This is a genomic window from Marinobacter arenosus, from assembly GCF_019264345.1.
In the GTDB taxonomy this organism is placed as follows: domain Bacteria; phylum Pseudomonadota; class Gammaproteobacteria; order Pseudomonadales; family Oleiphilaceae; genus Marinobacter; species Marinobacter arenosus.
Window position 1 is genome coordinate 192,072 of record NZ_JAHVAO010000001.1, and the last position, 13,781, is coordinate 205,852.

Consider the following 13,781-nt stretch of genomic DNA (forward strand, 5'->3'; position numbering starts at 1 on the left):
TGTCGCATGGTTTGCTGAGTATAAACACCACCGGGGAATGGAAAACATCCACGTCGGGTGTGGTGGCCAAAGTCGATCCCGTAAAAACCCGTATTGACTGAGATTTACCCCTGGCCGACCATATCGGGCTCCCCGCACCAGCCCAAGGTGAGCTATTCAAAATGCACGAAAGCATCATGGAGCAGTTATGGCAGACTTCCCACCTTCAAGGTGGAAATCTGGCCTATGTTGAACAGCTTTTTGAAACCTACCTGACAGACCCCAATGCCGTCCCCGAAGAGTGGCGGAGCTATTTCGACAAGCTCCCCAGTGTTGACGGCTATCACGGCCGTGACGTTGCCCACTCTTCCATCCGCGAACAGTTCGAACATATCTCCCGTAATCAGCGTTTCCTGGCCAGTGGTGGTGTTCCCGCCAGTGCGACCACTGATGCCGACAAAAAGCAGATTCGTGTTCTTCAGCTGATCAACGCATACCGTTTCCGTGGTCACCAGGAAGCCAAGCTGGACCCGCTGGGTGTCTGGCAGCGTCCGCAGGTAGAAGATCTGGACCCCGCTTTTCACGAACTTTCCGATTCGGACAACGATCTTGAGTTCCAGACCGGGTCCCTGAATTTCGGCTCCGAGACGATGAAGCTCGGCGACATTGTCGACGGTCTGCGCCGCACCTATTGCGAGAGCATTGGTGCCGAGTACATGCACGTTGTCGACACCCGGATTAAACGGTGGTTTCAGCAACGGATGGAGCCAGTTCGGTCCCGTCCGGACTACGAGGCAAAAACCCGCAAGCACATTCTGGAGCGTCTGACCGCTGCAGAGGGACTGGAGAAATATCTTGGGTCCCGTTATCCGGGCGTCAAGCGCTTTGGTCTCGAGGGTGGTGAGAGCCTGATTCCCTGCCTGGATGAGCTGATTCAGCGAGCGGGCTCCTATGGAGCTAAAGAAATCGTCCTGGGCATGGCTCACCGTGGTCGCCTCAACGTCCTGGTAAACACCCTGGGCAAAAACCCCAAGGAACTGTTTGACGAATTCGAGGGCAAGAAGCTGGCCGATTCCGGCTCCGGTGACGTGAAATATCACCAGGGCTTCTCCTCCAACGTGATGACTCCGGGTGGCGAAGTGCACCTGGCAATGGCTTTCAACCCGTCACACCTCGAAATCGTGTCGCCCGTGGTCGAAGGGTCGGTTCGCGCCCGCCAGACCCGGCGTAATGACACCGATGGTACCCAGGTGGTGCCCATCATCATGCACGGTGACGCCGCATTCGCCGGGCAGGGCGTGGTGATGGAAACCTTCCAGATGTCCCAGACCCGGGGCTACGGTGTTGGCGGTACGATCCATATCGTTATCAATAACCAGGTTGGCTTTACCACCAGCAAGCAGGAAGACGCGCGCTCCACCGAGTACTGTACCGACGTCGCGAAGATGGTCCAGGCGCCAATCCTGCACGTGAACGCGGACGATCCGGAAGCGGTCATGTTCGCCACTCAGATGGCGATGGACTACCGCAACGAATTCAAGAACGATGTGGTGATTGACCTCGTGTGCTACCGCCGACGCGGCCACAACGAGGCGGATGAGCCGGCAGCGACCCAGCCGGTCATGTACGAAAAGATTCGCAAGCTCAAAACCACCCGAAATCTCTACGCTGACCAACTGATTGCCGCCGGTGTCATCACCGAGGAAGAAGGCAAGCAGATGGAGAACGATTACCGTGACGCGCTGGACGACGGCGAGCACGTGGTCAAATCGCTGGTCAAGGAGCCGAACAAGGAGCTCTATGTTGACTGGACACCTTACCTGGGACACGAATGGACGGCGAAGTGCAAGTCCAGCGTTTCCCTGAAAACGATCCAGAGGCTCGGCAAGAAGCTGACCTCCGTTCCGGAAGGGTTCAGCATTCAGCGGCAGGTCTCCAAGATCGTCTCTGATCGCGAGAAGATGACGGCTGGCGCATTGCCGATCAACTGGGGCTACGGCGAGGTGATGGCCTACGCCACCCTGCTGGACGAAGGGCACCCGATCCGGATTACCGGTCAGGATGTGGGCCGGGGCACGTTCTCGCATCGTCATGCGGTGTTGCACAACCAGAAAGGTGGTTCGACACACATTGCGCTGGAAGAACTGTCTGAGAACCAGCCGAAGTTCGAGATCTACGACTCGCTGTTGTCTGAAGAAGCGGTCATGGCCTTTGAGTATGGCTATGCCACCACGGCTCCGAGCGGACTCATTGTCTGGGAAGCCCAGTTCGGCGATTTCGCCAACGGCGCTCAGGTTGTGATCGATCAGTTCCTGACCAGTGGCGAGCATAAGTGGGGCCGCCTTTGCGGCTTGACCCTGCTGTTGCCGCACGGCTACGAAGGGCAGGGACCGGAGCACAGTTCGGCCCGACTGGAGCGTTTCCTGCAGTTGTGCGCCGAGCACAACATCCAGGTGTGCGTACCCACGACGCCGTCGCAGGTGTTCCATATGCTGCGTCGTCAGGTAAAGCGCCCGCTGCGCAAGCCACTGGTGGCGATCACTCCGAAGAGTCTGCTGCGTCACAAAGAGGCGACGTCCGATCTTGAGGACCTGACATCGGGCACCTTCCAGACGGTACTGCCGGAGAAGGAGCCTTCCGATCCCAAGAAGGTTACGCGCCTGATCATGTGCAGTGGCAAGGTGTACTTCGACCTGCTGGAGAAGAAGAAAACGGATGAGCGAGAGGATGTGGCCATTCTACGCATCGAGCAACTGTATCCGTTCCCCGGGGACGATCTGGACGCACTCATCGGCCAGTACACCAAGCTCAAAAATGTGGTGTGGTGCCAGGAAGAGCCCATGAACCAGGGTGCCTGGTATCCAAGCCAGCATCACATGAGAAATGCGCTTCAGCGCCTGAATCCAAAACTGTACCTCCAGTATGCCGGTCGCGATGCCTCGGCTGCTCCGGCTTGTGGACACATGTCTGTTCACATTGAAGAGCAGAAGAAGCTGGTAAACGACGCGTTTGAAATCTGACGAGCTACCGAACTAAGGATCCGTAATGTCAACTGAGATTAAAGCCCCCGTTTTCCCGGAGTCGGTCGCAGAAGGTACCGTTGCGACCTGGCACAAGCAGCCGGGCGAAGCCTGTTCACGTGATGAACTGATTGTCGATATTGAAACCGATAAGGTTGTACTGGAAGTTGTTGCCCCGGCAGACGGCGTGATCGAGGAGATCGTCAAGGGCGAAGGCGATACAGTCGAGAGCGGTGAAGTCATCGGCAAATTCAAGGAAGGGGCTGCAGGTGAGTCCAAGCCTGCCGAGAGCAAAAAGGAAGAAGCACCAGCCGCCGAAGCCCCGAAGGCGGAAGCCGCGGCCTCTGGTGATGCGATTCTGAGCCCGGCAGCACGCAAGCTTGCCGAGGAAAACAACATCGATCCCAATGCCATCAAGGGTACTGGGAAAGATGGTCGGGTCACCAAGGAAGACGTGCAGAACCACGTTGAGAACAAATCCTCGGGCGGTGCTGCCGCGCCACAACCGGCTGCGCAAATGCCGGAAGTAAACGTGGCTGCAGGTGAGCGTCCCGAGAAGCGCGTCCCGATGACGCGTCTGCGTGCCAGCATCGCCAAGCGTCTGGTGAATGCCCAGCAGAGCGCCGCCATGCTGACCACCTTTAACGAGGTGAACATGGCGCCCATTATGGAGCTGCGCAAGCAGTACAAGGAAAGCTTCGAAAAACGCCATGGCATCAAGCTCGGCTTTATGTCGTTCTTTACCAAGGCAGCGACTGAAGCTCTGAAGCGTTTCCCGGCCGTTAACGCGTCCATCGACGGCAACGACATGGTCTATCACGGGTACCAGGACATCGGTGTTGCAGTATCGACGGACCGCGGACTGGTTGTGCCGGTTCTCCGCGACTCCGACGCCATGGGACTCGCAGATATCGAGAAGAAGATTGTTGAGTACGGCACCAAGGCGAAAGAGGGCAAGCTGGGCATCGAGGAGATGACCGGCGGGACCTTCACGATCACCAACGGTGGTATTTTTGGCTCCTTGATTTCAACGCCGATCCTGAATCCGCCGCAGACGGCGATTCTGGGTATGCACAAGATCCAGGAGCGCCCGATGGCGGTCAATGGCAAGGTGGAAATTCTGCCGATGATGTATCTGGCGCTGTCCTATGACCACCGGATGATCGACGGTAAGGAAGCGGTGCAGTTCCTTGTGGCTATCAAGGAAATGCTTGAGGACCCGGCGCGTATTCTGCTGGACGTCTGAGCTGACACTTAACGAATCAGAAAACAGGATCGAATATGTCTGATAAGTACGACGTAATTGTCATTGGCGCGGGCCCCGGTGGGTATGTTGCCGCGATCAAAGCCGCTCAACTGGGCCTCAAGACCGCCTGTGTTGAATCATGGACATCAACCGATGGCAAAAGCCAGGTGCTTGGTGGCACCTGTCTGAACGTGGGTTGTATTCCGTCGAAGGCGTTGCTGGAGATTTCTCACAAGTTCGAGGAAACCACCCACGACTATGAGATGCAGGGCATCATCGCGAAAGACGTCAAGATGGACATCGCGAAGATGATGGAGCGCAAGGGCGGCATCGTTAAGCAGCTCACCGGCGGTATCGCCGGCCTGTTCAAGTCCAATGGTGTTACCTCCATTCATGGCCACGGCAAATTGCTGGCCAACCGCAAGGTTGAGGTCACCGACAAGGACGGCAAGGTCACGACCTACGAGGCTGAGAACGTCATCCTGGCGTCCGGCTCCAAGCCGATCCAGATTCCGCCTGCGCCTTTTGATGGCGAGTACATCGTTGACTCCGAGGGTGCCCTGGAATTCACCGAAGTTCCCAAGCGCCTTGGCGTAATCGGGGCGGGTGTTATCGGCCTGGAACTGGGTAGCGTATGGGCTCGACTGGGCTCTGAAGTAACCGTTCTGGAAGCCCAGGACACGTTCCTGCCGGCTGTTGATCAGCAGGTTGCCAAGGACGCGCTGAAACAGTTCAAAAAGCAGGGCCTGGACATCGTAATGGGTGCGCGAATGACCGGTGCTGAGGTCAAGCGCAAGCTCGTCAACGTGACTTACGAAGATTCCAAAGGCAAGCACGAAGCCAAGTTCGACAAGCTGATCGTCGCCGTTGGCCGTCGTCCTTACACCGACAACCTGCTGTCCGAGGATGCGGGTGTACAGATGGACGAGCGCGGTTTCATCTTCGTTGATGACAACTGCAAAACTGAAGCGCCAGGCGTCTGGGCAATCGGAGACGTGGTTCGTGGACCGATGCTCGCGCACAAGGCCTCTGAAGAGGGCGTGATGGTTGCAGAGCGTATTGCCGGCCATAAACCTCAGGTGAATTACGATTGCATTCCGAACGTCATCTACACGGCTCCGGAAGTAGCCTGGGTCGGTATGACTGAAGAACAGCTCAAGGCGGAAGGTGAAGACTACAACGTCGGTACCTTCCCGTTTGCTGCGAACGGCCGTGCCATGGCTGCAAACGCCGCCTCTGGACTGGTCAAGATCATCGCTGACGCGAAAACAGACCGTATTCTCGGTTTCCATGTGGTCGGTCCTCAGGCGTCAGAAATTGTCGCCCAGGGTGTGATTGCCATGGAGTTTGGCTCCAGCGCTGAAGATCTGGCCCTGACCTGCTTTGCGCACCCGACTCTGTCGGAGTCTGTGCACGAAGCGGCCTTGGCCGTCGGCGGTGGTGCGATTCACATCGCCAACCGCCGCAAAAAGAAGTAACGCAAGCCAGGAAGCAGGGGCGCCAATGACGGCGCCCCACTGCCATAAAACGGCTGGCTTCCGGTTGCGCTCAGGGTGGGTTGAGGTGATCCCCGGCCCGCCAAACCGAATTCGCAAGAGCAGCGCCCGACAGGGTGTTGCGCGGGTTCATTTCCGTACGTGGTTATCCTCCATCAATAAGCGGGACATTAACTATGAATTTGCATGAATATCAGGGCAAACAGCTTTTCGCTGAGTATGGCCTGCCGGTATCCGAGGGCATTGCCTGTGATACTCCTCAAGAGGCCGTAGCGGCTGCTACCGAAATCGGCGGTGACGCATGGGTAGTCAAGGCACAGGTTCACGCGGGTGGCCGTGGCAAGGCTGGCGGTGTAAAGCTGGTCAAGAGCAAAGATGAGATTCGTGAGTTTGCCGAGAAGTGGCTGGGCAATAATCTGGTGACCTACCAGACGGACGAGCACGGCCAGCCGGTCAGCAAGATTCTGGTTGAATCCCTCACTGACATCGACCAGGAGCTGTATCTGGGCGCCGTTGTCGATCGTGGTACCCGTCGCATCGTATTCATGGCGTCCACCGAAGGTGGCGTCGAGATCGAGCAGGTTGCTGAAGAAACCCCGGAAAAGATCCTCAAGGCCGAAATCGATCCGCTGGTTGGCGCACAGCCGTACCAGGGCCGTGAGTTGGCGTTCAAGCTTGGTCTTGAAGGCAAGCAGATTGGTCAGTTCACCAAGATCTTCCTGGGTCTGGCGAAACTGTTCGAAGAGCGCGATCTGGCGCTGCTGGAGATCAACCCACTGGTTATCACACCGGCCGGCGATCTGCACTGCCTGGACGCCAAGATTGGTGTGGACGGCAATGCGCTGTATCGCCAGAAGAAAATCCATGAAATGCACGATCCGTCCCAGGAAGATTCCCGGGAAGCCGAAGCTGCCAAGTGGGAACTCAACTACGTGGCACTGGAAGGCAACATCGGTTGCATGGTTAACGGTGCCGGCCTTGCCATGGGCACCATGGACATCATCAAGCTGTCCGGCGGCCAGCCCGCCAACTTCCTGGACGTTGGTGGCGGCGCGACCAAAGAGCGCGTATCCGAAGCGTTCAAGATCATCCTGTCTGACGACAACGTCAAGGCCGTTCTGGTTAACATCTTCGGCGGTATCGTTCGCTGCGACATGATTGCAGAGGGCATCATCGGTGCCGTCAAGGAAGTGGGTGTCAAAGTCCCTGTGGTTGTGCGCCTTGAAGGCAACAACGCCGAGAAGGGCACGCAAGTACTCCAGGAAAGTGGCCTGAACATCATCGCGGCTACCAGTCTGGCTAACGCCGCAGAGCAAGTCGTTAAAGCCGCAGGGGGTAAATAATGAGCATCCTGATCAACAAAGACACCAAGGTTATCTGCCAGGGCTTTACCGGCGCACAGGGAACCTTCCACTCCGAGCAGGCCATCGAGTATGGCACCAAGATGGTGGGTGGCGTTAGCCCGGGCAAGGGCGGCACCGAGCACCTTGGCCTGCCGGTGTTCAATACCGTTCGTGAAGCGGTGGAAAAAACGGGTGCCGAGGCAACCGTTATCTACGTACCGGCTCCGTTCTGTAAGGATGCGATCATCGAAGCGGCTGACGCTGGCATCCAGCTGATCGTCTGCATCACCGAGGGCATCCCGACCATCGACATGCTGTACGCCAAAGAGTACGTGGATCGTAAAGGCGTCCGTATGATCGGTCCGAACTGTCCGGGTGTCATCACGCCGGGTGAGTGCAAGATCGGCATCATGCCTGGTCACATTCACAAGCCGGGCAAAGTGGGCATCGTGTCCCGCTCTGGTACCCTGACTTACGAGGCGGTCAAGCAGACCACAGACTTCGGTTATGGTCAGTCCACCTGCATCGGTATCGGTGGCGACCCGATCCCGGGCTCCAACTTCATCGATATCCTCCAGATGCTGCAGGATGATCCGCAGACCGAGGCGATTGTCATGATCGGTGAGATCGGCGGTACCGCGGAAGAGGAAGCGGCCGCGTTCATCAAGGAGAACGTGACTAAGCCGGTGGTTTCCTACATCGCCGGTGTCACTGCGCCTCCTGGCAAGCGTATGGGTCACGCTGGCGCCATCATCTCTGGTGGTAAGGGTACGGCCGACGAGAAGTTTGCCGCCCTGAACGATGCCGGTGTGAAAACCGTGCGTAGCCTGGCCGAAATCGGCAAGGCGCTGAAGGAAGCAACTGGCTGGTAAGTCGGTCTTCTTTCAGGAAACCCCCGTTTCTGCCCTGCAGAGCGGGGGTTTTTTATTTATAATGCCGGGTCGCCTGAACTATGATGGCGGTTCCCATTCAAAATAAGGAGTTCGTGCTTTGAGTTCTGTAGATTCCCAGCAAAGGGTTCTGTCCGGCATGCGTCCGACCGGCAAGCTTCACCTTGGTCATTACCATGGTGTGCTGAAAAACTGGGTGAAACTCCAGCACGAATTTGAGTGCTTTTTCTTTGTGGCCGACTGGCACGCACTGACAACCGAATACGACAACCCTGCCGGGATTGAGCAAAGCGTCTGGGACATGGTGATTGACTGGCTTGCGGCCGGCGTCAATCCTGGCTCGTCGACCATGTTTATCCAGTCCCAGGTGCCCGAACATGCGGAACTCCATCTGTTGTTGTCGATGATTACGCCGCTCGGTTGGCTGGAGCGGGTCCCGACCTTCAAGGACCAGCAGGAAAAGCTGCGCGAAAAGGACCTCGCGACCTACGGTTTTCTGGGTTATCCGTTGCTGCAAAGCGCCGATATCCTGGTCTATCGTGCCGGCAAGGTCCCGGTGGGCGCCGATCAGGTCTCTCACGTGGAGATTACCCGGGAAATAGCCCGTCGGTTCAACCACATCTACGGTCGGGAGCCGGGCTTTGAAGAGCAGGCCGAAGGCGCCATCGTAAAGATGGGCAAGAAAAATGCGAAGCTCTATCGGACCCTCAAGAAACGGTACCAGGAAGAGGGCGATCTCGAGGCCCTCGAGACGGCCCGGGCACTGCTGAAAGAGCAGCAGAACATCTCCCTGGGCGACCGCGAGCGCCTGTATGGCTACATTGAGGGTGGCGGTAAGGTGATTCTGCCGGAACCCCAGCCGCTGCTCACGCCCGAGTCCAAGATGCCGGGCCTCGATGGCCAGAAAATGTCCAAGTCTTACAACAACTACATCGGCCTGCGTGAGGAACCGGACAGCGTTGCCCAGAAGATCCGGACCATGCAGACGGATCCCCAGCGGGTGCGCCGGACCGATCCCGGTGATCCTGACAAGTGTCCGGTCTGGGACATGCACAAGATCTACTCCGACGCCGAGACGCAGGACTGGGTGCAGCACGGGTGTCGGAGTGCCGGGATCGGCTGCCTCGACTGTAAGAAGCCCCTGATTGACGCCATCGTCGAGGAACAGCGACCCTTGCATGAGCGTGCCCGTGAATATGAGGGCAATCCCGATCTGGTCCACTCGATCCTGCAGGAAGGCCGTGAGCATGCGCGTGACGCCGCCCGGGATACCCTGGAGGAAGTGCGCGCAGCGATGGGGCTGCATTACCGCTAGTCTGACGCCAGTAGGGACTTGAGTGTGAAGCCCGACCGGTTTCCGAGGAGAAGCGCATGACGGATGAGTCAACCGGCACGGTGGTGCCAGGTAAGGAGGACGGAGCCGCAGACTCGGCGGCACTGGCCCGTGTTTCGGGGAAACCGGTTGTTGATCTGCCGAAGGATCTTTACATCCCGCCGGATGCGCTGGCGGTGTTCCTCGAAGCCTTCGAGGGGCCCCTGGATCTCCTGCTTTACCTCATCCGCCGCCAGAATATGAACATTCTGGATATTGATGTCAGCGAAATTACCCGGCAGTACATGGACTACATCGGGGCGGTAGAGGCCATGCGCTTTGAACTCGCTGCGGAATACCTGGTGATGGCGGCGACCCTGGCGGAGATCAAGTCGCGCATGCTGTTGCCGCGCCAGGAGAGTGACGACGAGGAAGAAGTTGATCCGCGGGCTGAATTGATTCGCCGGTTGCAGCAGTACGAACGGTTCAAGAAAGCTGCCGAAGATATCGACGAGATTCCCCGTCTGGAGCGGGACAATTTTGTGGCCTCCGTGGCGTTGCCCAAGCTGCCCTCCAGTCAGCCACACCCGGATGTGGATCTCCGGGAAATGCTGCTGGCGCTGCAGGGGGTCCTGCAGCGCGCGGACCTGTTCACGAGCCACCACGTGGAGCGGGAGAGACTGTCGACCCGTGAGCGGATGTCGGCCATCCTGTCAGTGCTTCAGGACGATCATTTCGTATCGTTCGAAAGTCTGTTCACGCCGGAAGAGGGCAAGCTGGGCGTGGTGGTGACCTTCCTGGCAACCCTGGAGTTGGTCAAGGAGCAGTTGATCGAGGTGGTGCAGGCGGAAGTTCTGGGACCGATTCATGTTCGGGCCAGGGCGGTCAGTTGATTGTGGTATCCGGCCGGTAACGACAGCAGTGGGGGAAGCGGGTAACCGTTATGAATGAAGAGCATCTTTTACGTATTCAGGCCATCACCGAAGCGGCCCTGCTGACTGCCGGGAAGCCGCTGTCCCTCGAACAGCTGCGCGAACTGTTTGCCGAGGACGAGCGCCCGGCCCGGCAGGTGATGGAACATGTGATGATGCTGCTGGAGTCCGCCTGCGAGGGCAGAGGCTTCGAGCTGAAAAAAGTGGCCAGTGGCTATCGCCTCCAGGTCAGGGAGGAATACGCCCCCTGGGTTGGCCGGCTGTTCGAGGAAAAACCGCAGCGCTACTCCCGCGCCCTGCTGGAGACCCTGGCGCTGATTGCGTACCGGCAACCCATCACGCGCGGCGAGATCGAGGACATTCGGGGTGTCACGGTAAGCAGCAATATCATCCGGACACTTCTTGAGCGAGAGTGGGTGCGCGTTGTGGGGCATCGGGATGTGCCGGGTCGGCCGGCCATGTACGCGACCACCAAACAGTTCCTGGATTACTTCAACCTCACAGGCCTCGACCAGTTGCCGCCGCTGTCCGAAGTGCGGGATCTGGAAGAAATTGGCCGTGAGATCGAAAAGAATATGCAGGCTGAAATTGAATTCGAGTCCCCGGCTTCCGGCGACTCGGATGAGCAGACACTTCACTGAAACCATCAAGGTTTCAGGCAGTTACTAAGGATTTTTTAATGGGTTCAGAACGCCCGAGAAAGTCGGCCAAACCGGCCGCAGAACAGACCAGCGACGGTGGTCCGGAGCGCATTCAGAAGCTCCTCGCCCGAGCGGGAGCCGGTTCCCGGCGTGAGATTGAAGGCTGGATGGAAGCGGGGCGGCTCACGGTTAATGGCCATGCGGTTTCCCCGGGCCAGAAGGCGACGGTTGCAGACCGGTTTGAACTGGATGGAAAACGTCTGGACGTCGCGGGAGCTGCCGAAGTTGTTCGTCGGGTACTGATTTACAACAAGCCTGAGGGCGAAGTGACGACCCGAAAGGATCCCGAGGGTCGGCCAACGGTTTTTGATCGGCTGCCTCGGCTCAAGGATCACCGTTGGATTTCTATCGGCCGCCTGGATATCAACACCACCGGACTGGTTCTGTTCACGACCGATGGAGAGTTGGCCAACCGACTGATGCACCCCTCGCGGCAGATTGATCGGGAATACGCCGTCCGGATCTTTGGCGAAGTGGATGACGCCATGATTGAGCGTCTGATGCAGGGTGTCCTGCTGGAAGACGGCATGGCAAAATTCACGGATATCAGTCCGGCCGGTGGCAGCGGTATAAACCGTTGGTTTCATGTGACCCTTCTTGAAGGGCGCAACCGGGAGGTTCGCCGCCTCTGGGAATCCCAGGGGGTGAGAGTGAGTCGCCTGAAGCGGGTGCGTTACGGCCCGATTTTCCTGCCAAGCCGGCTGACCCTGGGAAAATGGGAAGAGCTGGACCAGAAAGCGGTTGATACCCTAAGCCGTACCGTGGATCTGACCCCGGTTGAGATTCCCCAGAAAACGCCCAGCGAAAAGGCCGCTCAGGACCGGCAGCGCCGGAAAAGCCCGGGTCGGAGCCAGAAGCGGAGTGGCAGCCGGTGGCAGGTCAGCGATTCCCGCCCGCCGAAATCGTCGGGAAAGCCTTCAACGGGTAGGCGCAGGAGCCCGGGGAAGTAACGCCTAACGAATGGACGCGAACACCCGCGTACAGTTCCGGCCCTGGCGCTTGGCCTGATACAGTGCGTCATCCGCCCGGGCAAGCCATTGTCCGGGCGATTCTCCTCCCAGGTGCATGGCCACCCCGCAGCTTGTGGTGACAGAGAGCGTCTCATCGCCGCAATCAACAACGATCCCGGTGATTGCTTCGCGAATCCGCTCTGCGACATCTTTCGCACCCGCTTCGCCCGTGTGGGGAAGCAGGATTGCAAACTCTTCCCCGCCAAAGCGGTAAACGCTGTCAGACGTCCGAAGGGAGCGCTCAAGGCATTCCGCCGCCAACTGCAGCAAATGGTCGCCAACCACGTGGCCATGGTTGTCGTTGACGGACTTGAAGTGATCCAGATCGCAGAGGATCAGCGAGTATTCCTCATCGTGTCGGTCAGAAAGCTGGCTTGCGCGCAGCAGGGCTTCATCCAGTGCCCGTTTGTTGGGGATTCCCGTCAGAGCGTCGGTGAGTGAGGCTTTTTCGATGGTCAGGTACTGGCAGGCATTGCGGAGCGGGCAGATGGCTGTGCCCAGAATGGTTTCGACGCCTTCGAGTTCTTCGTCGGAAAACTTCCTGCGCCGATAGAGGGTGAGCACGCCGTACGCGACGCCCTCAAGGTTCAGTCGATATTCGCAGCGATGTTGCCCGCCCAGACCCGTGGCGAAGACAAAGTCCTCGCGGGCAATCCGATGGCGGTAGTGGAGTGAATCGAAAGGCACGATATCGCCCAGTTCCTCAGCCAGGATGCCGAGCTGGGTTTCAAGGGAGAGTGTCGTGGACAGGCGACGGGTAAGTCTGGTGAGAACATCCGACGGATTGTTCCAGTCTTGCCGAGCCTGCCGCAGTGCGGCAAGTTTCCTGGGCTGTGAGACTGGTCGTTCGAGGGAGGGGATGTGTTTCACTAAATCTACTCTGTCGTTGGGTTTTCGGCGTTGCCGGACCATTGAGGTAGTGATTAAGCACTAACTGTGCCCATGAGAAAAATTGTTTAAAAACCAATAAGTCAGGGGCATAAGCTGCGAAGGTTGTAAGCAAGAAAGGCCCGGGGCCGGGCGGCTCTGTCAAATTACCGGCATACCTTTGCCGCTCGGGATTGAAGGCTGCAGCCAAATGTCAGGAAAGGGATTGGGCTGGCGATTGCCTGTGGTAAACTCTTGCGCTTGTACCTACGCCGTCTGAAGAAGTGAGCGACCCGATCTATGAGGTTTCAGGCCCCGGAAAGTCTGTCCGAACAAATCGCCCAGCACCTTGGCCAGCGGATCATCACCCGGGATCTGTCGCCAGGTGAACGAATCCAGGAACTCAAGGTGGCCGGTGAGCTCAATGTCAGCCGCGGGTCTGTGCGTGAAGCCCTGCTCATTCTCGAACGGCGCCACCTGATCGAGATTTTCCCCCGGCGGGGGGCGGTGGTATCCAAGCTGACGCCGGACAGTGTCAATAGCCTCTATGACATCTACATTGACCTGCTGTGCATGCTGGGAAGAAAGGTTCTCGAGCGTTGGACAGGCGCCGAGCTTGGCGGCGTTATGGGGCAGGTCAAAGAACTCCAGGCGGTTATCGATGCTCTCAATTCCACTGGCGCCGACGCCGCAGAGAAGGTCATAGATGCCGGTTTCGGGGTGATGCGTTACGCCTACGGACTCGTTGAAAACCCGTTTCTGGAAGAGACACTGGAAAACTTCCGACCGGCAATCAGTCGAACTTACTTCGTCGCGCTGGAGAATTTTCGCGATGAAATCGAAGAAACCGCAACGTTCTTCAGGCAGCTTGCCGAGGCGGCGGTCAGCGACGATGCCACTCGGTTGCAAGCGGTGATCCAGGCGTTTGGGGAACATCAGCGCCAACAGGTTCTGACCATTCTCAGGGAGGAGGCAAACGCCTGAT

11 protein-coding genes are annotated in these 13,781 nt (G+C 58.1%); 10 read left to right on the plus strand and 1 reads right to left on the minus strand.

Going from position 1 to position 13,781, the window contains the following annotated elements; translation table 11 throughout:
- The first annotated feature begins 161 nt into the window (after positions 1-161).
- From KXD86_RS00910 to rluB, 9 genes are all read left to right on the plus strand, one after another.
- The gene (locus KXD86_RS00910) at positions 162-2,999 is read left to right on the plus strand and encodes a 2-oxoglutarate dehydrogenase E1 component (protein ID WP_218634217.1); all 2,838 of its coding nucleotides are present in this window, start codon (positions 162-164) and stop codon (positions 2,997-2,999) included.
- A 25-nt stretch (positions 3,000-3,024) separates the two neighbouring features.
- Positions 3,025-4,245, plus strand: a complete 1,221-nt coding sequence (gene odhB, locus KXD86_RS00915; RefSeq protein WP_218634218.1) for a 2-oxoglutarate dehydrogenase complex dihydrolipoyllysine-residue succinyltransferase — start codon at positions 3,025-3,027, stop codon at positions 4,243-4,245.
- 35 nt (positions 4,246-4,280) lie between these two features.
- Entirely contained in the window at positions 4,281-5,723 is a 1,443-nt protein-coding gene (gene lpdA, locus KXD86_RS00920; protein WP_218634219.1) for a dihydrolipoyl dehydrogenase, read from the plus strand.
- A 194-nt stretch (positions 5,724-5,917) separates the two neighbouring features.
- Positions 5,918-7,084, plus strand: coding sequence for an ADP-forming succinate--CoA ligase subunit beta (sucC, locus tag KXD86_RS00925; protein WP_218634220.1), 1,167 nt, complete (start codon positions 5,918-5,920; stop codon positions 7,082-7,084).
- Positions 7,084-7,956 (plus strand): succinate--CoA ligase subunit alpha, encoded by an 873-nt coding sequence (gene sucD / locus KXD86_RS00930; protein WP_218634221.1) that lies wholly within the window; start codon positions 7,084-7,086, stop codon positions 7,954-7,956. Before sucC ends, sucD begins: the two co-directional genes overlap by 1 nt.
- 118 nt (positions 7,957-8,074) lie before the next feature.
- Positions 8,075-9,289: a tryptophan--tRNA ligase gene (locus KXD86_RS00935; RefSeq protein WP_218634222.1), complete on the plus strand. Its 1,215-nt coding sequence runs from the start codon at positions 8,075-8,077 to the stop codon at positions 9,287-9,289.
- A gap of 56 nt (positions 9,290-9,345) precedes the next feature.
- Positions 9,346-10,179 carry a segregation and condensation protein A gene (locus KXD86_RS00940; protein WP_218634223.1) on the plus strand — a complete coding sequence of 278 codons (834 nt, stop codon included), beginning with the start codon at positions 9,346-9,348 and terminating at the stop codon, positions 10,177-10,179.
- A gap of 50 nt (positions 10,180-10,229) precedes the next feature.
- Positions 10,230-10,859, plus strand: a complete 630-nt coding sequence (gene scpB / locus KXD86_RS00945; RefSeq protein ID WP_218634224.1) for an SMC-Scp complex subunit ScpB — start codon at positions 10,230-10,232, stop codon at positions 10,857-10,859.
- Positions 10,860-10,897: 38 nt separating this feature from the next.
- On the plus strand, positions 10,898-11,869 hold the full coding sequence (rluB, locus tag KXD86_RS00950; RefSeq protein WP_218634225.1) for a 23S rRNA pseudouridine(2605) synthase RluB: 972 nt from the start codon (positions 10,898-10,900) through the stop codon (positions 11,867-11,869).
- Between the two features lie 3 nt (positions 11,870-11,872).
- Here the strand turns inward: rluB and KXD86_RS00955 are convergent, their stop codons facing one another.
- Positions 11,873-12,799, minus strand: coding sequence for a GGDEF domain-containing protein (locus KXD86_RS00955; protein ID WP_218634226.1), 927 nt, complete (start codon positions 12,797-12,799; stop codon positions 11,873-11,875).
- Between the two features lie 297 nt (positions 12,800-13,096).
- Between KXD86_RS00955 and KXD86_RS00960 the strand changes: the two genes are divergently transcribed.
- Positions 13,097-13,780 carry a GntR family transcriptional regulator gene (locus KXD86_RS00960; RefSeq protein ID WP_218634227.1) on the plus strand — a complete coding sequence of 228 codons (684 nt, stop codon included), beginning with the start codon at positions 13,097-13,099 and terminating at the stop codon, positions 13,778-13,780.
- Position 13,781: the final 1 nt, after the last annotated feature.

What these genes read in the sequence shown, in the direction of transcription:
- KXD86_RS00910 (WP_218634217.1), top strand. Translation starts at nt 162, where the DNA reads ATGCACGAAAGCATCATGGAGCAGTTATGGCAGACTTCCCACCTTCAA.
- odhB (WP_218634218.1), top strand. Translation starts at nt 3,025, where the DNA reads ATGTCAACTGAGATTAAAGCCCCCGTTTTCCCGGAGTCGGTCGCAGAA.
- lpdA (WP_218634219.1), top strand. Translation starts at nt 4,281, where the DNA reads ATGTCTGATAAGTACGACGTAATTGTCATTGGCGCGGGCCCCGGTGGG.
- sucC (WP_218634220.1), top strand. Translation starts at nt 5,918, where the DNA reads ATGAATTTGCATGAATATCAGGGCAAACAGCTTTTCGCTGAGTATGGC.
- sucD (WP_218634221.1), top strand. Translation starts at nt 7,084, where the DNA reads ATGAGCATCCTGATCAACAAAGACACCAAGGTTATCTGCCAGGGCTTT.
- KXD86_RS00940 (WP_218634223.1), top strand. Translation starts at nt 9,346, where the DNA reads ATGACGGATGAGTCAACCGGCACGGTGGTGCCAGGTAAGGAGGACGGA.
- scpB (WP_218634224.1), top strand. Translation starts at nt 10,230, where the DNA reads ATGAATGAAGAGCATCTTTTACGTATTCAGGCCATCACCGAAGCGGCC.
- rluB (WP_218634225.1), top strand. Translation starts at nt 10,898, where the DNA reads ATGGGTTCAGAACGCCCGAGAAAGTCGGCCAAACCGGCCGCAGAACAG.
- KXD86_RS00960 (WP_218634227.1), top strand. Translation starts at nt 13,097, where the DNA reads ATGAGGTTTCAGGCCCCGGAAAGTCTGTCCGAACAAATCGCCCAGCAC.